The following is a 22,074-nucleotide window of genomic DNA, read 5'->3' on the forward strand; positions in this document are numbered from 1 at the left end:
TCTTCGTGAACATATCCATTAAAGAGACAAGCTCATCCCTCTACTCATAACGACCCAACACCAACGAATGATAATTCCCTCCATACGCATACGAACTAATCAACGCATGATCGGTCTGCACCTTACGCGGCTCTCCGATTACATAATCAAGACTTACATCTGACATCGGATTTTCTAAATTCCGTATAAAAGGAATCGTACCATCCAGCGCAGATAGAGCGGTTAACAAGCCAATTGAACCTGCTGTACCATGTGTTTCTCCAAAGATGGAACCCGGGGCACTAACAGGGACTCTATCCTGGAACACTTGATGAATCGCTTTTGCTTCAATCGGATCAAAAACATGATGACCATTCGCTGCGGCAGAGATATAACCGATATCTTCTGTAGCTAAACCAGCATCCGATAGAGCCAGCTCAAATGACTTTGTCCACTCAGTTCCCTCCGGATTTAAACCTGCAATTTTATGATGATCGGATGTCATGCCAAACCCTTTACATTCAGCGAGAATCCGCGCATTACGAGCCTTTGCCGCTTCTTCACTCTCCACGATCATTGCCACGCTTCCCTCTCCAAGCACGACTCCATCTCGATCACTCGCAAATGGTCTTGACTTGGTTTTGCTCAAGAAGTTAGGAATCCGGCCATGACCCGCAAGTAACGGCTCATTAAACTCATCGGATGTCACGACAATGACCGTATCACATCCACCTAGTTGGATTAGGGAGTAAGCATAATATAGAGCGCTAATCGCTGAGACTCCACCCGCCGTAATCGTGGAAGTAGGACCCTTAATTTTAAAATGCAATCCAATATGACCTGCAGCAGCATTCATCACCGTATTCGGGAAGAGCTGAGCATTCGCCATCTTAGCTCCTTCTTGAATGACTACACGGTTAAAGGACTCTACCGTCTCAGTCGGACCTGTACCCGTCGCGAAAATCACGCCTACTTTCTCGCTATTATCACGGGTAATCTTGAACTTGGCATCATCCAATGCCATTTTCGTGACCGCAACTGCTTGCTTACTTAGTGCGTCCATTCTTCGTAACATGCTTGGATTGATCATCTTTTTATAAGGAATATCAGGAATTTGTCCAGCTTCTGACTGGCCGTAAGGCTTCGTATCAAATCGGCTCACTTCCGAAATTCCGCTCGCTTCACCTTTTACCAGTTGATCAAACTGTTCCATGTTGGCCACATTACCAGCTAACACACCTACACCTGTTAGCAAAACTTTCTTCCGAGGAGTAGGGGCTGGAGTTGGTTTTTGATCATCATGCTTGCCAAAAAGGGCGGTTGCATTATTCCCACCAAATGCAAATGAGTTAGAGAGAACAGTATTTAGCTCTGTTGTGCGTCCTTGATTGGGAACAAAGTCCAAATCAAATTTTTGGCTCTCTTCATCAAAGTTGACGGTAGGAGGGACAAAAGAACGATGAATCGCTAAGACAGAAGTAACGGCTTCGACTGCCCCAGCAGCTCCTAGTGTATGACCCAACATGGATTTGGTGGATGAGATGGGAACGGCTTGTTCTTTGATAATACTCCGTAGCGCCTTTGGCTCAGAAGCATCATTGGTCGGTGTACCTGTTCCATGACCATTGATATAAGAGAGATCCTGTTCGGTCAATCCAGCCTTGTTCAATGCCCCTTTCATCGAGCGAATCGCACCTGCGCCGCCCGGATCGGGTGCCGTCTGATGGTAGGAATCAGCTGAGAGATCATAATCGAGAACTTCAGCTAAAATCGTAGCACCCCGTGCACAAGCGTCTTCCATTCTCTCTAAAATGAGGATTCCCGCTCCTTCCCCGATATTTAAACCATGACTTTGGCTATAAGGTGCACATGGTTCACTAGACAAAGCTTGTAAGCTATTAAAACCACTAAACGACAGGAATGTTAGAGGATCCACTCCCCCGGCAATCATCACATCTGCTTTCCCTGTGCGAATAATATCTGTTGCATACCCAATCGAATTAGTTCCGGCTGCACATGCATTGGAAATGACACTTTTCGGTCCTTTGATGCCAAGTGCATGGGCGATGTTGTCGCACGGAGTGTGAACAGGGTATTTATAGAGCAGACTTACATCGGTTTGATCTAATCCATTTTCAATCCATTGCTTGTGAAAAATTTCTCCACTACGCATCCCACCCAGTGAGGTTCCTAAAACGATACCAACCCGATAGGGATCTAATTTAGATAGATTCATTTTGGCAAATTGAACTGCCTCGCGGGCAGCTAAAACCGCAAACTGTCCCGCTCGATCCATCTGTTTTAGTTCTTCGTCGGTAAAGTGATCTTCCGGTCTGAAATGACTCACTTCGCCTCCAAATTTCGTATTGATTTGGGACAAGTCTAAGGAAGTGACCGGTTTAATTCCACTTTTACCAGCAACCACATGCTCCCAAAACTCTTCTACATCATTGCCATTTGCACAGATGATCCCTACGCCTGTTACGGCGATGCGGGCTTTTTGGATTGACATGTCCACTCACCACCTTAGATGATTTTGATTGACCATGATTTCGGGAATGTATACGGGGACGATTGTGTTTGAATCAGCACCCGTTCTCCGTTCTGGTTTAATCCTTCTAGATCAATCCCAGAAACCGCAAACTCTTCCTGAATCACAGCAAGTCCTAGTTTTTGGTCGAGAGTTGGGCTATAGCAAATTTGCAACACTTTCCCGACATTCGTGTCCTCGACTACAATCGCATCGTCTGCATCGAGTACGTGATCTTGATTGGTAACAAAGCCGACAATCCTTTGTTTTACCCCTTGTTCTCTCATCGAATTGATCGCATCAAAACCTGTAAAATCCTCTTTATCAAAGCTGACCAACCACTCTAGACAAGCTTCATATAAGGTTAAGTCATTCCCTTCAATCGCCATATTTGGCTGGCGCACTTCCATCATCGCGATTTCGAGAGCATCCATCCCCACTGCTTGCACTTTCACATCTTCATCAGCGTAGCCGAGTAAACTTTCCCACATCTGTTGAGCAACATCCATCCGGACGATTACTTTATATCCATACTCTCCGGTAACACCTGTCCGGGCAAAAAATACATGATGTCCATTCCAATCAATTTCTACAAACGCTTGGAACGGGAGTGAGGAGATTTCAAAGTCGATTAAGCGTTGACCCACTTTCCAAGCATAAGGTCCCTCAAGTCCGATCATAGCTAACATCTCACTAAGATCTTCAATCTCTACTTCGTCCACTTTGCGCTCGTTTAACCACGCCAATACCTGAGAGCGCTTTGTTACAGACGTTTCAATCAGAATTGCATCTTCTTGCTTGTATAAATTAACAAGGTCGATCACTTGTCCATTATCGTCAAGGAGTAGTGTATATAAAGACTTTTCTATATCAAGGAACTCAATCTCTTTGGTAACTAATTCATTGATAAACTCTACGTGCTGCTCTCCGGTCACCTTGATTTTTCCAACAGCAGACAAATCAATCAGTCCAACCCCACTGCGAAGTGCACGGTATTCCTCATTTACATCGGTATAGGCCGAAACAACGGCATAACCATCTGCCACTCGATAAGCATGATCGTTCATAATGTTTTGGGTTAACAGTGTTGTTTTCATTTTATCTCCCCCATGAGGTCTCTACTTTTTGTTCCATAATAAAACAGAGCATTTCCATCGCACCAGGTAACTGAATGATTTTCTCTATATATCGTTCTTGCTTGTCCAAAATATGTTGCTTCGTTTGTCCATCGTAGAGCATATTCCATATCTTCTCGCCTGTTTGATCCACACAAAACATCTCAGCGATATCAATTGCATCGAAAAATGGATTTTCTGCTAGCAAAGGAGCCAGTTCCTCCATCCAGCCATTTGGAAACGTGAGAAATGGATACAATCCTTGTGGTAATACTCGATTCCACCGCTCCAGAATCTCCTTAATCGGCTCACTACTCAATTGTGGAAGAGACGGTACAGCGCGTTCTGGACTGCTTACCACTTCCGTATTAATCAGGCTGAGCACAGGTACATATCCAAACAATGCCTTCGCCATAGAGCAGGAGGTGATGTTATCTGTAATAAATAAATCACAAGAAAACAGGAGATCTTCATATTCGTCTAAATTCATAAATGGTAATGAAACAAAAGACAGCTTCGAATGTGGATCTCGTTCGAGAAAGCCTTTCTCTGACGCAATTCCCACAACCACTACTTTAGACGGAAGCGAACGAGCACCCAAATATTGACCAATTAGCTCTTGAATAAAGTATTCATAGCTATACGATGCCTGCATGTGTAGCTTGCTTTCTAACATTCGCATCTTAACCAGCAAGCTAGCCCATGCCGCCTTTGACACCATTACTAATTTGTCCGAGTCATCATCACAACCAAAGCGCTGTCTCATCTGCTGTTTCACATCTTCGGTAATATAAAATGGTTCCTTATATAACGTCACTGCCTTGATTCGCTCTCCCACATCTTTTGGGGCATTGATGGGACATGTCCGAATCACCTTCATCTGTTCGGGAACTTCGCGCAGATGAACTTCCCCTTTGATATTGGCATTCGGACGTTTATTGATCGTTCCATCAAACAACCGATTTCGTAAGATTCTCGAATTAGGTGCCCAGGAAAGCGAATCGATTGTGGCACAAGGAATGTCCAATTGAGTCACATAATCGAGATCGATGAGCGGAGATTCAAGATCAAGATTATGGTAGTCAGCAATCACAATCGCATCTGGCTGAAACTCCTCTACCAACGCTTGTACGGGAGCCGTCTGCATCGTAGCTTTTCGTAATGCAGTAGCTGACATCCCCGCTTGTCGTACATAATCGATATGGTTCGGACTAGTTAAGAAGTGGGTTCGAACATCTTGTTTTTCTAGTTGTCTGGCTAAATAGATCGCATTGTGTAGTTCTCCTATACTAAATAAGCTGGGTGCAATAAATAATACATTCATCGACTAGCCCCCCATTCTAAAATAGTTACAAACCTCTTCTACAGAATGTCCGATGGCGAAGTAGGTAGAATATCGTTTCTGTTCCCCACTTCCTACTTTGACTGGATGGATCAATGACACTTGAAACCCTTTCTTCGGAAGCTCGTAAGCCGCTAACTGCCCTAGGTACGAAGGCATCCAACACGCTACAAACAGGTCACTCCCCAGCTCCAATACCATTCGTGGCTCCCCGTATACTTTTCGCCGGATTCCTTTTTCGGTCAGAACTTGATGGCCGAGTGCATTCCAATAGTGAATCGTCTTCGCACGTCGTTTTTCCTGAAATCCATTCCAAAGTGATTGGATCGCAAAGTACGACTCCTGAAACGCTCTCGAACGATTTGAAGCATGGAAGTCCAACCGGATCAACGGGACATTGGGTACGAGTAAATAGTCAAGTGATACATGTTCACTGCTACAACGAATCCCTTTCCAGGTGATTCCATCCTTCTCTGTGACCGAAATGGGATTCGCTTGAAACGAAATAGGCGGATGATCATCCAGAAGCGCATTGGTTTCCAAATCAATCGGCTGCTCAAACGGCTTCAGAAGAATGCCGGAGCGTGGCGCCGGACCATCACGTCCTCCTCTTCTCTCAGAGCCTTGCATTTGCAAAAGTAGCTCCCTACCCTGAACCTTTAAACTCGTAATCGCACCTTGATGTTCAGGAGCTAGTTTCAATTGGATGGTTTGATTGTCAATCAAATATAGTAACTTGGAAGCTTCATTGCGCTCTTCTACACTTACTTCTCCCATTTCCATAGAAGCTGTATGTCTGATTGGCAAGCTGAACTCTGTCTGTTGGGTGAAAGGATCTGAAAACTTCCCTCTGTCCACTAACGTCTGCCAATGCCGTTTGATATCTTCTACGCCACTCCGGGCTACAACATAATAGTGAACAGCCCTAGGCTCGCTTGATTTATATGATTCTCTTATATTTTTTAACTTCTTTTTCTTACTAATGAATGGGAACATCTTCTTCCCACTAGCGCCGCTAGCAAACACAATCGCTGGCATCCAACGTAATCCATATAGTAAAGACTCAACTTGTCCTTTCCATACCATCCCTACCGTTACTTCGCTATTTTCAAAAGCGCTCCACGACATCGAGTACGCCTCGGGATCAGACGGTAATTGTAGATCATGTGCATACTCAAAATCATGAATCAAAAAAGGGAAGTCTTCATAGATCACTGTATCTTTTCGGATTCCTTCCTTACATGGGATATGGATAACAGCATCCCGTAGCATACACCATGGGTGAATCTTGATAGAGTCAGTAGAGTTGGTACTATCTTCAATCTTGACCATCCGAACCGAACAGATCGAGATTTTCCGAGTCAACGTCGCCCCATTGCCCCTCATCTCCTTCACCACAATCGTAGATTCCGATTCATCATTAAATTGCAGAGATCGACTTGCCATACGCTTTACTGCGCTCGTATAGGGGAAACCGAGATCGGGCCACGCCTCTTGAATCACTTGTTTGCCTGAGATTTGATCGTATACATATATGCCACCTGTATCCGAATCCACTTGGACCGAAATAGAAGGGTTTTCTAATATGATCCTTCCATCTCTCTTATATCGAACTATGCCATCCTTGGAATGAACAGGAATTTGAAAATGCCCCGTATGGATACACTTATTCTGTTCTGAATAAACCTCGCAAATCAGCTCCCCTACCCCAGCCTGAGTTCCTTGCAACCAAAGGGGGATATCAACGATTTCCTCGGATTCAATCAACCAAGTATCCTTTTCCGGCAAAATGGCTTGTAATCGTTTGTCGTCAGACACTTTCACTTGTAAATGAACACGAATGGGTTCCGGTACAAGACTTTTCAAGCGGAGATAAGTGGTGGTACTCTCTCCTCGTAACAACGACTTTGGTGGCATACTTAGCTCAACTCTAGAGCGAACTTCTACACCACTATGGAAATCAAATTGAACTTCACCGAATTGGACTCTCGTCTTTAGCTCGCCTTGCAAGGGGCTGAGTAGAGTAATCGTTTCTTCCCATTCAATCGATTCGCCCGCATCCAATAGTTGGATCTTCTGCCCATTTTGATACTCTACTTCTTGATTTCCTAAGTGAGTCTGAAATTGAACGAGGATATTGGAATCCTGCCGATTTTCAAACTCGAAACGGATTCGAATGTTTTGTCCAATCGTTAACGTTTGTCCTTCTACAATGTAGCTATCAAAACGAAATTGCGGACTCTCCATTCTTGTTACCTTTTGACTCCGGATATCGATCCAACACGTGACACCCATTTCTCCATACTGAATCGTGTAAGGAACCATCTCGACCCCGTGGTTGACCACTGAATCCGTCTCATTCGAACGTGTAACAGAAGTAATTAAGTTTTTCCAACCCACGTTTTCCATGATTCCTTCTGGCAACATCGACTGATAGCCGTTTAATACGTATTGGAGTATATAGGGAAGATAACAACGTAAATCAATATAGCCATCGTAATCTAGATGAGATCGGCTCGTTTTATACATCCCCACTCGCTTATATAAAGCCATTGCCAGTCGATTCGTTGGGTCCACCTCTGTGTCAATGTACCAGTACCCCTTTTCAGTCAATCTCGAAATCGTTTCCGAGAAAAATCTTCCTGGTATTCCTCCATTCCGAAATTCAGGGTGGATAATAAAGTAGCCAGACCATACCGCTCTAGGATCAGGCATCTTCTGACCTGATAATGTGCTAAACAACATCGTTCCAATGATGCTTCCTTCGTACTCCGCCAGCAAGTACGAGACAATCTCTCGCTCATCCATCAGTCGCAAAATATCGTCCGTCTTCAGCGGATATCCAGAAGGTCCCGTTCCATAACCAAAGCGATTATAAAAAGAGGCAATCTGCTCAGCATCTTCCCGTTTACAATCCCGGATCTTAACCCACCCTTGATCTTGATCCAACACTCTCACTCCCCATGTTTATGAACTCGAAGTTAAGGTCGTTGAGATACACTTAGAGTTCCTTCCACTACACATTCCTTGCCAACATAGGCAGCTACATTTACTTTTGACAAAATCCCAAGCGATCTTCCTATCTTCACTTTTAGAAGAAGCTGATCTCCTGGTGCCACTGGCTTCATAAACTTCATGTCTCGGATCGCAACCAAGTATCCAACACGAGAAGAGATATCCACCTCTTCAGTCGACTCCACTGCTTGTGCCTCTGCCGTTGCGGCTGCCTCTTGCTCAGCTTCACGCATGGTCTGAAGCGCACCCGTGCAATAGACTACTGCTGTCATCTGTGCAAGTGCTTCTACAATCAACACCCCTGGCATAATGGACTCGTTTGGGAAATGCCCCTCGAAAAAAGGCTCGCTAATCGTCACATTTTTGATCCCCACACCACTTACACCCGGTTTCAACTCAATCACGCGATCCAATAGGAGAAAAGGCCAGCGGTGGGGCAGTAATTTACGAATTTCATCCGCATTCATCACTGTCATCGCTGTTTTCACTCCTCGATGTTTTCTAAGATATAATCCGCTAATTTATTTACAGAACCAAATACTTCCATATTATCATCATAAATCGTTACACCAAATTCATCTTCAATGACAACAAATAGCTCCAAGGCATCGATCGAATCTAACCCCAGCCCTCGACCAAAAAGAGGTTGGTCATCTGTGATTAAATTAGGGTCCATGTCGAGATTTAACCGTTCCACAATGATGACCTTAATTCGTTCTGTTAATTCGCGTCTTTTTTCCGCTTTTTCTTTTGTCTCTTGATATGTAAGCAATGTTGTCCCTCTCTCCATGTGTTATGTTATGATTTATTTTCTTATCCGTTGATCAGTCCACCATCAATCGTAAACACTTTTCCAGTTATATAGGAGGCATTATGAGAGCTTAAAAAGGTAACTAAATGGGCCACTTCTTCTGGTTTCCCCATGCGTTTTAGTGGGACCAAATCCATCATCTTCGATAGAATTGCTTGATCCATCCCCTTTGTCATATCGGTCGAAATAAAACCTGGGGCAACCACATTCGCTCGGATGTTATGTTCCGCAACTTCCATCGCTAAGCTTTTCGTAAAAGAGATGATGCCACCTTTAGAGGCTGCATAGTTGGTCTGTCCTTTGGAACCAGCTACCCCGCTCGTAGAAGAAACATTGATAATGGCACCAGACTTCTGCTTCATCATGATCTTAACCGCCTCTCGCGAACATAGGAAAGCTCCACCCAGATTTACGCGAATCACATCATCCCATTTCGCCTCGCTCATCACAGCGACAAAACCATCTTTGGTAATACCTGCATTATTGACTAGGATATCGAGTCTACCAAATCTCGTTTTCACCTCCTTAAATAGAGACTTCACTTCTTTCTCCTGCGAAATATCTACTTGTATCGCATGCGCTGTCCCGCCTGCTTCTTGAATCTCGGTGATCGTCTGCTCTGCCCCTCGTGGATTGCTTGAAAACGTAAGCACAACCGTGACTCCATTTGCTGCTAGATCAATCGCAACCGCCTTTCCGATTCCTCTTGATCCACCTGTAACCAATGCGACTTCTGTACCTTCAAACATGAAACACACCCTCCTATCTCATTCTTTTCCATGTCTTCGCTAACGCCATCGGCGATTCGGTCGAATATACTTGATACCCCTCTGCAAACGAACGCATCAATCCCGTTAGCGTTTTACTCGATCCCACTTCTACAAATCGCTCAATCTTCATCTCTGCCAATCGCTGAATCGTTTGTGTCCATCTAACAGGGCTTGTACACTGTGCACGGACATCTTCTAAAATCGAATCCACATCTTGTGATTCCTTCGCAGTACAATTCAGGACGATGGGGACACGAGGAGCCCGGAAGGAAAACCGAGTGATAAACTCCATAAATTCCGGCTCCATCTCTGCCATTAACCGCGAATGAAACGCTTGGCTCACAGACAGCCTTTTTGCCTTAATCCCTTCAATCTCGTCCAGCACCGTGTAAGCCTCATTCATTTGCTCCACAGCACCAGACAATACAATTTGATTCGGCGCATTATAAGCGGCGATATCAATCTCTTGCTCTTCGATCCAAGTAAGTGCCTCAGTCATCAATTCGTTTTTCGAAGTCACAATCGCTACCATGCTACCCGACTGCCTAACAGATGCCATACACTCACCACGCTTGCGAACCATTTGCAGTGCATCTGCAAATGTGAGAGCGCCAGACGCTACCAATGCTGAAAATTGCCCCACGCTATGTCCTGCCATGGCAAGTGGAGTAAGCCCTTCTTGCTCCAGTAGACGATACACTCCCACACTAACGGTTAAAATCGCAGGCTGTGCCATTTCCGTCGCTGTTAAATCCTCAGACGGACCTTGAAAGCATACCTTTTGTAAATCAAATCCCAGTACATCATTTGCCTCATGAAAAAGATCCGAGAAAATAGCTTCATGCCTTCGATAGAAATCCTTGCCCATGCCCACATGTTGGGAACCTTGGCCCGGAAATAGAAATGCGAGACTCATCATCCACCTCCTGCTGATTACTCAAAACGAAAACGTCGAATTGCAATGGTGAGGAATAGTAACCCCATGCCGAGTAACACACCTGCTGGAAGAAGGATGTCGACTAATCCTTTGCCGTAGACCAACAGATCACTAAAACCGCCCGTAGACCAAGCTGTCAAGGTAATGTGAGCAATTTTTTGCATCCAAACTGGTTCGATATAGAGTGGCCACCAAGATCCACCTAGGGCAGACATCGCAAGAACCAACAAAATCGAAACACCACTTGCTTGAGAGCGTGTTTTACAGAATGCGGCTAACAACATCGATAACCCTGTTGCTGCAAATGCCGTACTTACAATCATCAATAGTAACCCAAGTATACTTCCTCCCAGATTCATACCGAATCCAAGATAGCCAACTGCAAATAACACAAGACATTGGATACTTGCCGTAATAAAGCTAGACAGCATTTTCCCTAGTAGTATGGAATGACTCGAAATTGGTAATGTTTTTAATTTGCGCAATGTTCCATTCTCACGTTCTTCAAGCAACACTGAAGCGGCAGAAGTAGCCCCTAATAAGACGAACATAACGGCATACCCAGGTACGTTATAGTCAAATGTAGTGGGTGCAGAGCCCTTGCTTTCTAAATTTTTTGTCTCATATTTGATAGGGGGTTTCGCTGTATATTGCTTAATATACTCTTGTATTTTTGAAATTTCTGGTGTGGGATCTAGTTTCAGATTATGCTGTTGACCCACCGTACTGGCGAAACTTTGTACAGCTTGAGTTCCAACTTGATTTGCAACGATCGCAGTCGAAAGCTTAGATATATATTCGGATACCACATTTTTAATCACTCCAGGAATCACTTGATCCGTTGGATTCTGGATAATCTGAATCGTAGCTTCCTTTCCTCCAGTTACAGCTTCTGAAAATCCTTTTGGAATAATGATCGCAGCCTTCTTATCTCTGACTAGTTCATCGGCTTTATCCCTTGTCATCTGCTGTTCTTTTCCATTTTCTTCATACATAAACTTCAAATCTAACGCTTCTACTTTCTTTAATGCCTCCACCATATCCTTAGCTGCTTGTCCACTGTCTTCAACGACAACTGGAATCTCAAACTTTTTAGTAGGTGAACTGCCAAATACCCCCCCTAAAGCAAAACTAGCAACTGCAATCACAAGGATAGGGGTTAAAAACAAGTAAATCAGTCCTGGAATATCACGAAACAATATTTGCAAGTCCTTTTTTGCAATATGCCACATACTCAAGTGAATCCCTCCGCTCTCTAATCACGTAGTTTTTTGCCCGTTAACTTTAGAAATACACTCTCTAGATCAGACTCATGAACATTAAAAGATTCAACTGGTATCTGGTTTGTTCGAATCCAGCTCAAAACATTTTCGGTAACTCCTAGCAGATTCGAAGAATGAATGGTCAGTTTGTTATCGATCACATGATGAGAATCAACATAAGGCAACGAGGAGATATGCTGAACTAACCAATCGGGAATCGACTTAAAATCGAGTACCAATTGCTTTTCTCCGTATTTTTGAAGCAAAGTGTCTGTTTCCTCTAAATCCAATATCTTTCCTTTGTCATAAATTGCCACACGATCACAAAGCTCTTGAGCTTCCTCCATGTAGTGAGTGGTATAAATGACTGTCATCTGAAACTCTTCTACTAGGTACTGAATCGAATCGAATATGTGATTCCGTGATTGCGGGTCTACCCCTACAGTCGGTTCATCTAAAAACAACACTTTTGGGCGATTTAATAAGCCTACTGCTAAATTTAAGCGCCTTTTCATCCCACCAGAATAAGCCCCTACTTTTCGATTAGCCCAATCTTCTAATTGAGCAATTTTTAATACTTCTTTGATTCGAGACCTCTTCTCTCTCCCTTTCAAACCGTATAAATTGGCGAAAAATGAGAGGTTTTCTTCTGCTGTGAGCGTGAGATAAAGGGCAAGATCTTGGGGAACAAGGCTTACCATCTGCTTTACCTTCGAACTCTCTTTCGTCAAATCATATCCGCATACGGTGGCTGAACCCCCGTCAGGTGGCAAAATCGTGGTCAGCATGGAGATCAGCGTAGTTTTGCCTGCCCCATTGGGTCCAAGCAATCCTAGGACTTCACCCTCATAAATATCTAAATCGACCCCATTCACTGCGGTAAAAGAATCAAATTTTTTGGTTAATCCATATGTAGAAATTAAAATATCCCTTGTAGACAACCGAAGGCCCCCTTTATTTCAAAATATGATTTGGAATACTATCTCCTAGCTGGTCACCGTCCTATCTCTTCACTTCCTATAGCAGCATTCCAGATATAGGAAAGAATAAAATAAATCAGAAAATGGTAATTGCTAATAAATATTTCAAATAAAAATGGCGAAACGGATTGAAACAATGATTTTATATATTTGAATCTATTTAAATGTCATGGTATAGGAATCATAATATAGTCGTCAAGTAGTTAAGAATAGTAAAATATGGTGAGTTGGATCAATAAGAAATTTCTTTGTAAAAAGAATAATTAAATTAATATATAAAAAAACCCCATTCATCTTTTGGGGCTTTTTGGCAAATTAAGCTTCTTGGTTTTTCTGTATTTTTTTTGTAGGTTTTTTTGAGGGAGCATCTGTTTTTTTCTTGGTCATTTTCTTTTTAGAAGGTTCTGTGGGTGTTTCCTTTACTTTATTAGAGGTAGCTTCGAGACTGGCTCGTAGAGCTTCCATTAGATCGATTACTTTTTCAGGACGACGTGCAGGGGCTTCTACTACTTCTTGACCTGTAATTTTTTGCTCAATTGCATTTTGCATTGCTTGACGATATTCGTCGTGATATTGTTCAGGTTTGAAATCAGTCGTTAGGTTCTCAATCAGCTGCCTTGCCATCTGCAACTCTTTTTCGGGTAACTCCATCGCATCTGGAACGCCTGGAACCATGCTTACATCACGAACTTCGTCAGGATAATGAACGGTCTCCATGACTAAGCAATTTTGATAAACCCTTATCACAGCTAATGAGCGCTTGGAACGGATCGTAATCTGGGCCACGCCAATTTTATTCGACTCTTTTAATGCTTCTCTCAGTAAGGCATATGCTTTATTGTTTTGATCCTGAGAGCCTAGGTAGTACGTTTTTTGAAAATAGATGGGATCAATTTGATTGAGATCGACAAAATCTAGAATCTCAATCGCTTTATTGGCATCAGGTAGTAAAGCAGCCATCTCTTCATCATCCATCACCACAAACTTCCCATCCGCATATTCAAAACCCTTTACCACTTCGCCCCACGGAACTTCCTGCTGACATTGCGGACAAGTTCGCACGGTCTGAATCGGCGTTTGACACTTGCTATGAAGATAACGAAACTTAACATTTTTCTCTTCCGTGGCTGCATACATCTTGACCGGGATGTTTACCAATCCAAAGCTAATTGATCCTTTCCACATCGTATGCACGATCGTTTACCCCCATCTATGATTAGGATGACAAGCAAATTTCTTTCCAACATTGTTGCATCAAATCCGAACGACCTTCAATCAAGTGACAAATTCCTTGATAAAAGATAGGATCTCTCCAATTTTTCAAACGGGAATGCGCCTCCTGAAATTGCTCAATCGCTTCAGGTATCTGCCCCATCTCCAATAAAGCTCTTCCTTTTTGGTAATGCCCCATTGCTTGAGAAGAGGATTGCGTTTGTTCGATCATTTCTTCGGCAATTTGAATTGCTTCTGGTGTCTTTCCTGCTTTCGTAGAAAGACGGGAGCGCATAGCAATCCAATTGGGTTGTTTTTGTGCTTCCATCGGGATGTAAGATAAAACTTTTTCCACTCTCTCATCTTGTCCTTGTAAAAAGGAGATCCAGGCGTAGGTAAACAACAAATTTGGATTCTTCGGGTCTAGTGTCAGACCTTTCTTTAACCACAACAAAGCAGAGTCAGCATCATGTTTCGCCCAGAAATTCCAAGCAATCCCGTGATATGCCGTAAATCGATGCTCCTGATTCCCAGTCAATTTCCGGTACCATTCGATTGCTTTATCGTGTTCACCCATTTCTTCATAATCATGAGCAATAGAAATCATCACCATCGGATGATGCGTTTTCTCATAAGAAGCCATTCGCCAGAAATTGACGCTTCCCCATTCACGATAGTGCCTATAACAATTAGATAAATAGTGCATCGATTCCCAGTCGTGCTCATTTATATTTAAGGCATGATAAAAATGGGGAATCGCTTCATGATACTCGCCCATCCGATAATAACAAGCACCTAAGTTAAACCAGCTATCACTATGATCCGGGATGATGCTAATCACTTTACGAAAATGCTTAATAGCTTGCCCATCATTTCCTTGTTTCACTTCTATACATCCCAGCATATGTGTGGCAAACCCGACAAATACATCTTGTGTCGTTGTATGAATCACGAGATGAAAATGATTGGCAGACTCTTCTAGTTCACCCGCATGGAATTGTGATAATCCCAGATAGACACGTCCCAATAAAAAATCAGGCTCTTGATGGACAACTTGATGAAACAAATCTTTTGCTTCGTGAAACATCGTAAGATTAAAGTACCCTTGACCTTGTCTAAATTGACGGACCACCGATTCATGAATCCAAAACTCTTCTTCTACCTCTTTTTCCTCACTCATAAGCTCTGGATGCTCATGAATCAATTGGGCGACTCGCTCCTCAATAGAAGACCATGACTCTAACAACTGATCACACGATTTTTTTAATTGACGAAAACGACCTTTCCATTTTTGTCGGTCCTTCAAAGGGCTATCAGGATAATTGGCTTCTATCTCTTTTAATGTCTGTTCTACGATTTCGATCCATTGTGGCTGAAACATAAAATCTCCTCCGCTCATTCATGCTTGATGTTTGGAGTATCTCCTTATGGAAGAAATGTATTCAGAAACCAATATAAAAACCCCCTAAATGAGAAATTAGAGGGTTTTTATATTGGTTTCTGATTTAGATAATGACACCATGGATTTCTTCACCAAGCATTTGTGAAATCTGATTGCCTTCATCCATGATAGCAATCTTCGGTCGGTAATTTCGCGAAGTAGCATCGTCCATTAATGCATAAGCAATGACAATAACGGTATCTCCTGGTTGCACGAGGCGAGCAGCCGCACCATTTAGACATAGCACCCCACTACCGCGTTCACCTGGAATAGCATACGTTTCGAGACGGGCCCCATTATTATTGTTGACGATTTGTACTTTTTCATTAGCCAGGATATCAACTCGATCCATGATATCCTCATCAATTGTGATACTACCTACATAGTTCAAATTTGCTTCTGTTACGGTAGCACGATGTATTTTCGATTTCATCATCGTACGAAACATGGATTAACACTCCTTGTTGTTATGACGGACCAGTACATTATCAATCAGGCGTGTTGAGCCGAAACGTACTGCGACTGCGATGAGTAGATCATCTGTAAGAGAGTTCGGGTTCTGAAGTGATGGATACTGCAACGTATCAACATAGTCTATCTCAGCCAGCGATTGCGTTTGAATCTGCTGGATCACAAATTGACTCACTTGATCAGTACTTTCAAACAAATGAGAAGCTAATTTATCTTTTGCCATCCGAAGGCTTTTCGACAAAATCAATGCCTGTTGATGTTGTTCGGAAGTTAAAAACACATTGCGCGAACTTAATGCTAGTCCATCTGATTCTCTAACAATCTCGCAAGGAACAATGATTACAGGGATATCTAAATCCAGTACCATTTGTTCGATGACAGCTACTTGTTGGGCGTCTTTCAACCCAAAATACGCTCGGTCTGGTTGTACAATCTGAAATAATTTCGTTACCACGGTAGCCACACCATCAAAATGACCTGGGCGAGAGGCACCGCATAGCTTTTCTGTAATTTGACCAACTCGTACATAGGTTAACGATTGATTTGGGTACATCTCTTGTACATCAGGGTGGAATAAATAATCGACTCCTGCTTCCTTCGCTAACTCACAGTCCCGCTCAAAATCACGGGGATAACGATCCAGATCCTCATTTGGTCCAAATTGTAGTGGGTTAACAAAAATCGACATAACTACTATATCACACTCTAGTTTAGCTTGTTTTACTAAACTTATGTGACCCTCGTGTAGATACCCCATAGTTGGTACAAATCCAATCGTTTTACGAGCAATGCGTGATGGTTGTAAGGAAGATCGTAGTTCAGATTTTGTTGTAATCACTCTCATGATATGCCTTCCTTCTCCTTCTGGCTACCACCATAGAGATGTTGCTCCGTCTCAGGGGACAGATGAGACACATGCTCCTCAGCTGGAAATTGATGCCCTTTCACCTCTTCAACATAAGAACGAATCCCTTGTTTGATCAATTCACCCACATCAGCGTATGTTTTGACAAACGAAGGCTGAAAGTCTCCGCCACCTATTTGCAACACATCATGAAAGACGAGGACTTGACCATCACAATCTCGACCGGCACCAATCCCGATCACAGGGATGGAAAGCTGATCCCGAATCTGTCCTGCTAATTCCTCAGGAACACATTCAAGTACGAGAGCAAATACGCCTGCCTCTTCCACCTTTTTGGCCTCTTCAATTAGATGCAATGCAGAGGACGGGTCTTTTCCTTGAATGAGATAACCACCTAGTTTATTCACAGACTGTGGTTGTAGACCGAGATGGGCCATCACCGGGACACCCGCTTGCACCAAAGCACGAATTTGATCGATTATTTCACTGCCACCTTCTAATTTAACCCCGTAAGCATTTGCTTCTTGCATCAACTTGCCCGCAGCCTTTAACACTTCATCTCGTGATAAGTGCGCAACCAAGAAAGGGAGATCTGCAATCACCATGGCTCGCTTCGCACCGCGAGTAACCGCTTTTGTATGATGAATCATATCCGCTAGCGTTACCGGAATCGTGGAATCATAACCGAGAACTACCATTCCCAGCGAATCACCTACTAATACCACATCCGCCCCTGCCTCTTCTACCAACACAGCACTTGGATAATCATAAGCGGTAATCATTGCAATAGGAGTTTGTTCACGTTTCATCTTGGCCAGTGTACGAATCGTTACTTTCTTCATGTTTGATATCCCCTCAATATTTTTCTATATCGATCTCCGCAGAATAAATCGCTATGGTTCCTTGGTCCACTTGCAACTTTAGTGCGCCTGTGTCATATAAGCCCTTCAAAATACCCGTATGATCCCCTTGGGGTGTCCGCACGGTAATCATTTGATCCATCTTATACGCGCTTGACTCCCACTCTTGTTGAATCGTCTTAAAGCCTTCCTGTAGATATCGCTCGTAGCACTCTTCCAATTCTTCTAAAATAGCCGCAATTAACGTTGCACGGTGGATATCTCCACCTAATTCGATGGATAACGATGTGGCGATGTCCAAAATTTCTTTTGTGAAATCTTGTTTTTTTGTATTCACATTCATCCCGATCCCGATAATAGCATAGTGAATGCGGTCCTGCTCTCCACGGATTTCCGTTAATACCCCACAAACCTTCTTTCCATCTATCAGCAAATCGTTGGGCCATTTAATTTGTATGTCCAAGCCAGTCACTCGTTCGATCCCACGCTTAATCCCAACGGATGTTAAGATCGTGAGATGAGATGCATTTTGTAAAGCGATGGGTGGACGTACAATCAGGCTCATCCAAATTCCGGTACGAGGCGGAGAATGCCATACACGACCCAGACGACCTTTACCATCAATTTGTTCTTCTGCAACGACAATAGCCCCTTCTGGCGCGTCATCTTTAGCCCATTGATGCGCGATTAACTGTGTGGATGGGGTCTGGTTTTGATATTGAATTTCACGACCAAACCGTTTGGTTTGTAGATGAGGATAGATTTCTTCTGGAGCAACTCGATCAGGTCGGTATACCAGACGATAGCCACTGCGCGGTTTCGCTTCAATCTCATATCCCCCTGCCCGCAGTTCCTCCATGTGCTTCCATATCGCCGCCCTACTTACCCCCACTTGATGGCTTAACTCTTCCCCAGATAAGTAATTAGGCTGACGGTCCAATAATACGGCCAAGATTTCATCACGAATACTTTGTGGCAATTTGGCCCCCTACTTTCAACAAAATTTCTTTTTGATTTGGAATCTCTCCCAATGCAACCGATTGACATAATTCTGATAAAGTTCCTTTTACCCATGGACCCGGTTTTTTTCCTACGACTGAAATTAATTCATTTCCTTGAATCGATAGATCCGTTACCTTTCTAACGGGCATCTCTTCCCACCAATCTCGTAATTGCTCCCATTTACAACCCGTTTCATTGTATAGTGCTTGTTGAATGCAGTAGCTTTCTACAACGGGTTCCCATCCATAACGGAGCAAAATTGGCTTCATCCATTTCTCGTCAGGCTCCTTCACCTCTGTCCATTCAGCTTGAATCTCCATAATAGACTGGAAGAGCTGGGAGTCTTTTTTGGAAGACTTACATTCACGAGTTCTGCTTTCCACTGAGTCCGCAGTAGTACTGAATGCTAGAAGGAACCAAACCCACTTCCCTGCGCGCTGACAGTTGCTTGGGATATGGGTAAGCCGTTCTCCTACTCTTTCCTGATCCCATTGCCACCCCGTAAAGGGAGGCATGTGATGAAAAAGTTCAGTCTGTAACAACACCTGAAAACCCATGTGCGGGGTGGGGCTTCCCAAAATCTTATCCATCTCGGTCATAATTCGTTCGACAGACAGGTACTTCACATCCTGCTTGCAACATACCATCGCTTCTTGGGTAAGCGGATCAATCGAAAAGGAAAACTGAGCCGAAAATCGCGCAGCTCGAATCATACGCAAAGCATCTTCCTGAAATCGTTCCTTCGCAGTCCCCACTGCACGAATGATTCCGCTCTCTAAGTCAGCGTGTCCATCAAAATAGTCATATAAATTTCCATCCAAATCCATCGCCATCGCATTAATCGTAAAATCCCTCCGCTGTAAATCATCTCGTAAGGATCGGACAAACTGGACTCCACTTGGACGACGATGGTCTTCATAAAACCCCTCTGTTCGAAACGTAGTCACTTCTACAATTTCTTGATCCCACAGCACCGTTACGGTCCCATGCTCAATTCCCGTAGCAAACGAACGAGAAAATAGCTTTTGAACCTCAGTTGGGGTGGCTGAAGTGGCTATATCATAATCGTTTGGGATACGATCCAGTAGTAGATCGCGCACACATCCCCCCACTAGGTATGCTTCATAGCCTGATTCGTTTAGCATTTGAATCACTTCATGAGCTGCTTTTCGCCGAGGGTCCATGTGTTCCACCACCTTTTAACGTTCCTCTAGTACCTCACGATACAAACTTTCATATAACCCGACAACCGCTTCTCCGGAGAAGAGTTTTTGCACTCTATCCATACCAGCTTGTACAAATTGATCGTATAAGGCAGGTTGGGTTAATAGTTTGATAGCATGGTTCGCCATCGAATCTACGTCACCGATATGTGAAAGGAAGCCGGTTACACCATGTTCTACAACTTCAGGCAGTCCACCTGCGTTTGATCCAATTGTAGGGACTCCGCAAGCCATCGCCTCGAGTGCAACCAGACCAAAGCTTTCTTTTTCCGATGGAAGGAGTAACAGATCGGCTAACGAGTGGATTTGTGCTACATCGTCTTGTTTACCTAAGAATGAGACCTTCTTTTCGAGTCCAAGACTTTGCACCATTTTGCGGATCGGTATAGAGTCTGGTCCTTCTCCCACTAATAGCAATCGTGTTGGAACCTTCTCATGCACTTGGGCAAAGATTCGAATCACGTCTTCTGTCCGTTTCACAGGGCGAAAGTTGGAGATATGTAACAACGTTTTTTCGTGACTACAAGGCGTATATTTCTCACAAGCTCCTGTCACGTCCCTAGGATAATACACGCGTTGGTCAACAAAGTTATAGATCCGCTCAATCGGAGTCTCGACTTGAAAAATATCAACCGTTTGTTCTGCTAGGCTATCTGACACTGCTGTCACCCGGTCACTCTGGGTAATGCCAAATTTGATCACATCTTTTAGCACCGGATCTTCGCCTAGTACCGTAATGTCTGTACCATGAAGAGTTGTTACGATTTTTAGATGATCCCCTACCATCTGCTTTGCCAAAACAGCCGCAATCGCATGGGGCACAGCATAATGGACATGGAGCAAGTCCAACTTGTAGGTTTGGGCAACCTGTGCCATTCGGCTAGCTAGAGCCAAGTCATAAGGAGGATATTTAAACAGAGAATACTGATTAGCTTCTACTGGATGATAATATATGTTTTGGTGAAATCCGCCTAAGCGAAAAGGCATATCATAGCTGATAAAGTGGACTTGATGACCACGGTCAGCTAGTAATTTTCCTAACTCTGTCGCCACCACCCCAGAGCCACCGTGTGTGGGGTAACATGTGATACCGATTTTCATAAGTTGCACCCCTATCCTATTTTGCTACTTACACACAACCTATACTAATAATTGCTGCTTTATAGGGCGTGGACTTACTAAGGCTTCGCCATATTGTACTCCAATCATCTGCCCCCACATCTGGTCCCGCCCCTGAATCATCGACAAAAAGGATGGACCGTTAATGGGAGTTTCAACTTGTCCTTCTGCTCGTTGAAACTGACTACGATAAGCTAGGATGGAGTCCATTTTTTTCTCATATACGTCACTAATATCCACAATGATATCTGCTTTGGCGATGTCATTGAGAAAATAGTAATACAGCTGTTGTATGCGATGATGTGACTCATTACCAGGTGTTTGAACATTTTTAAGGCCTGCGTTAAAAATTGCTTCATTCACCAATTTGCTACAGGCCACATGGTCTGGGTGACGATCTTCAAAGTAAGGAGCTAGGATGACAGAAGGACGGCATTGTCTAATCACTTGAACCATCTTCACTAATTGCTCTGGTGATCCCGTTAGACCACGGTCTGGCAATTGAAGATTATAGTGTCCAACCAAACCCAAGGCCTTTCCTGCCTTCTTCGCTTCTTCTCTACGGAGTTCAACCGTACCATTTGAAGAAAGTTCAGCCTCTGTTAAGCTACAAATCGCCACACGTTTCCCCGCTACAGAATGCTTGGCTAAAATCCCGGATGCACCAATCTCCACATCATCAGGATGGGCACCAAAAGCCAACAAATCTACCGAATGAAATTCTTCCACTACATTCCCTTCTCTCTATTCATCTCGTTTGATAAATCCCTCTTGATCGAGAGAACGAATCAGAATTTCTGCTGTTGCTAAATTCGTTCCCACGGGAATGTCATGAACATCCGCCAATCGTAACAAAGCTAAAATATCAGGTTCATGAGGCTGAGAGGTAAGCGGATCTCGAAAAAAAAGAATGAGATCAATATTCTGCTCAGCCACTAGCGCTCCGATCTGTTGATCGCCACCCAATGGACCTGATAAAAACCGCCTAACTTCTAGCTGTGTCGCTTCCATAATCATAGCTCCAGTTGTCCCTGTTGCATATAAGCGATGTGAAAGAAGTAACGGTTCATACGCAATAGCAAAGTTCACCATCTTTTTTTTCAATGCATCATGTGAAATGAGTGCAATATTCATCTAGTT

At 43.5% G+C, this 22,074-nt stretch carries 20 protein-coding genes; all 20 read right to left on the reverse strand.

The features are described 5' to 3' along the window. Window positions 1–40: 40 nt before the first annotated feature. The 20 genes from J2Z48_RS13455 to J2Z48_RS13550 all read right to left on the reverse strand — a co-directional run bounded on the left by J2Z48_RS13455 (window position 41) and on the right by J2Z48_RS13550 (window position 22,068). Complete coding sequence (locus tag J2Z48_RS13455) at window positions 41–2,491, reverse strand: beta-ketoacyl-[acyl-carrier-protein] synthase family protein (RefSeq protein ID WP_307254330.1); 2,451 nt, start codon at window positions 2,489–2,491, stop codon at window positions 41–43. Between the two features lie 14 nt (window positions 2,492–2,505). Beyond that, a complete protein-coding gene (locus J2Z48_RS13460; protein ID WP_307254332.1) occupies window positions 2,506–3,606 on the reverse strand; it encodes an aminomethyl transferase family protein in 1,101 nt (366 codons plus the stop codon). A 1-nt stretch (window position 3,607) separates the two neighbouring features. Then, window positions 3,608–4,948 carry a DUF6365 family protein gene (locus J2Z48_RS13465; RefSeq protein ID WP_307254333.1) on the reverse strand — a complete coding sequence of 447 codons (1,341 nt, stop codon included), beginning with the start codon at window positions 4,946–4,948 and terminating at the stop codon, window positions 3,608–3,610. A 3-nt stretch (window positions 4,949–4,951) separates the two neighbouring features. After that, the gene (locus J2Z48_RS13470) at window positions 4,952–7,915 is read right to left on the reverse strand and encodes a GNAT family N-acetyltransferase (protein WP_307254334.1); all 2,964 of its coding nucleotides are present in this window, start codon (window positions 7,913–7,915) and stop codon (window positions 4,952–4,954) included. Between the two features lie 32 nt (window positions 7,916–7,947). After that, the gene (gene fabZ, locus J2Z48_RS13475) at window positions 7,948–8,457 is read right to left on the reverse strand and encodes a 3-hydroxyacyl-ACP dehydratase FabZ (RefSeq protein ID WP_307254335.1); all 510 of its coding nucleotides are present in this window, start codon (window positions 8,455–8,457) and stop codon (window positions 7,948–7,950) included. Between the two features lie 8 nt (window positions 8,458–8,465). Further along, on the reverse strand, window positions 8,466–8,753 hold the full coding sequence (locus J2Z48_RS13480) for a phosphopantetheine-binding protein (protein WP_307254337.1): 288 nt from the start codon (window positions 8,751–8,753) through the stop codon (window positions 8,466–8,468). Between the two features lie 41 nt (window positions 8,754–8,794). Next, window positions 8,795–9,541 (reverse strand): 3-oxoacyl-[acyl-carrier-protein] reductase, encoded by a 747-nt coding sequence (gene fabG, locus J2Z48_RS13485; protein WP_307254340.1) that lies wholly within the window; start codon window positions 9,539–9,541, stop codon window positions 8,795–8,797. Window positions 9,542–9,554: 13 nt separating this feature from the next. Continuing rightward, window positions 9,555–10,478 carry an ACP S-malonyltransferase gene (gene fabD / locus J2Z48_RS13490; protein WP_307254342.1) on the reverse strand — a complete coding sequence of 308 codons (924 nt, stop codon included), beginning with the start codon at window positions 10,476–10,478 and terminating at the stop codon, window positions 9,555–9,557. A gap of 17 nt (window positions 10,479–10,495) precedes the next feature. Then, window positions 10,496–11,731: an ABC transporter permease gene (locus J2Z48_RS13495; protein ID WP_307254386.1), complete on the reverse strand. Its 1,236-nt coding sequence runs from the start codon at window positions 11,729–11,731 to the stop codon at window positions 10,496–10,498. Between the two features lie 23 nt (window positions 11,732–11,754). Beyond that, window positions 11,755–12,702, reverse strand: a complete 948-nt coding sequence (locus J2Z48_RS13500; RefSeq protein ID WP_307254344.1) for an ABC transporter ATP-binding protein — start codon at window positions 12,700–12,702, stop codon at window positions 11,755–11,757. A gap of 354 nt (window positions 12,703–13,056) precedes the next feature. Then, window positions 13,057–13,926, reverse strand: coding sequence for a non-homologous end joining protein Ku (gene ku / locus J2Z48_RS13505; RefSeq protein WP_307254388.1), 870 nt, complete (start codon window positions 13,924–13,926; stop codon window positions 13,057–13,059). Window positions 13,927–13,957: 31 nt separating this feature from the next. Beyond that, entirely contained in the window at window positions 13,958–15,334 is a 1,377-nt protein-coding gene (locus J2Z48_RS13510) for a tetratricopeptide repeat protein (RefSeq protein ID WP_307254346.1), read from the reverse strand. Between the two features lie 124 nt (window positions 15,335–15,458). Next, on the reverse strand, window positions 15,459–15,842 hold the full coding sequence (gene panD, locus J2Z48_RS13515; protein WP_307254347.1) for an aspartate 1-decarboxylase: 384 nt from the start codon (window positions 15,840–15,842) through the stop codon (window positions 15,459–15,461). A gap of 3 nt (window positions 15,843–15,845) precedes the next feature. Then, window positions 15,846–16,709 (reverse strand): pantoate--beta-alanine ligase, encoded by an 864-nt coding sequence (gene panC / locus J2Z48_RS13520; RefSeq protein ID WP_307254348.1) that lies wholly within the window; start codon window positions 16,707–16,709, stop codon window positions 15,846–15,848. Next, entirely contained in the window at window positions 16,706–17,572 is an 867-nt protein-coding gene (gene panB, locus J2Z48_RS13525) for a 3-methyl-2-oxobutanoate hydroxymethyltransferase (RefSeq protein ID WP_307254350.1), read from the reverse strand. Before panB ends, panC begins: the two co-directional genes overlap by 4 nt. Before the next feature lie 13 nt (window positions 17,573–17,585). Continuing rightward, a complete protein-coding gene (locus J2Z48_RS13530) occupies window positions 17,586–18,569 on the reverse strand; it encodes a biotin--[acetyl-CoA-carboxylase] ligase (protein WP_307254354.1) in 984 nt (327 codons plus the stop codon). Next, window positions 18,550–19,776, reverse strand: coding sequence for a CCA tRNA nucleotidyltransferase (locus J2Z48_RS13535; protein ID WP_307254356.1), 1,227 nt, complete (start codon window positions 19,774–19,776; stop codon window positions 18,550–18,552). The genes J2Z48_RS13530 and J2Z48_RS13535 overlap by 20 nt, the downstream gene beginning before the upstream one ends. Window positions 19,777–19,791: 15 nt before the next feature. Continuing rightward, a complete protein-coding gene (gene bshA / locus J2Z48_RS13540) occupies window positions 19,792–20,916 on the reverse strand; it encodes an N-acetyl-alpha-D-glucosaminyl L-malate synthase BshA (RefSeq protein ID WP_307254358.1) in 1,125 nt (374 codons plus the stop codon). Window positions 20,917–20,955: 39 nt separating this feature from the next. Further along, window positions 20,956–21,663 carry a bacillithiol biosynthesis deacetylase BshB1 gene (gene bshB1, locus J2Z48_RS13545; protein ID WP_307254361.1) on the reverse strand — a complete coding sequence of 236 codons (708 nt, stop codon included), beginning with the start codon at window positions 21,661–21,663 and terminating at the stop codon, window positions 20,956–20,958. 15 nt (window positions 21,664–21,678) lie between these two features. Next, window positions 21,679–22,068, reverse strand: a complete 390-nt coding sequence (locus tag J2Z48_RS13550) for a methylglyoxal synthase (protein ID WP_307254364.1) — start codon at window positions 22,066–22,068, stop codon at window positions 21,679–21,681. Between the last annotated feature and the right edge of the window lie 6 nt (window positions 22,069–22,074).

The sequence above is a fragment of the Croceifilum oryzae genome (assembly GCF_030814315.1).
GTDB classification, from domain to species: Bacteria; Bacillota; Bacilli; order Thermoactinomycetales; family Thermoactinomycetaceae; genus Baia; species Baia oryzae.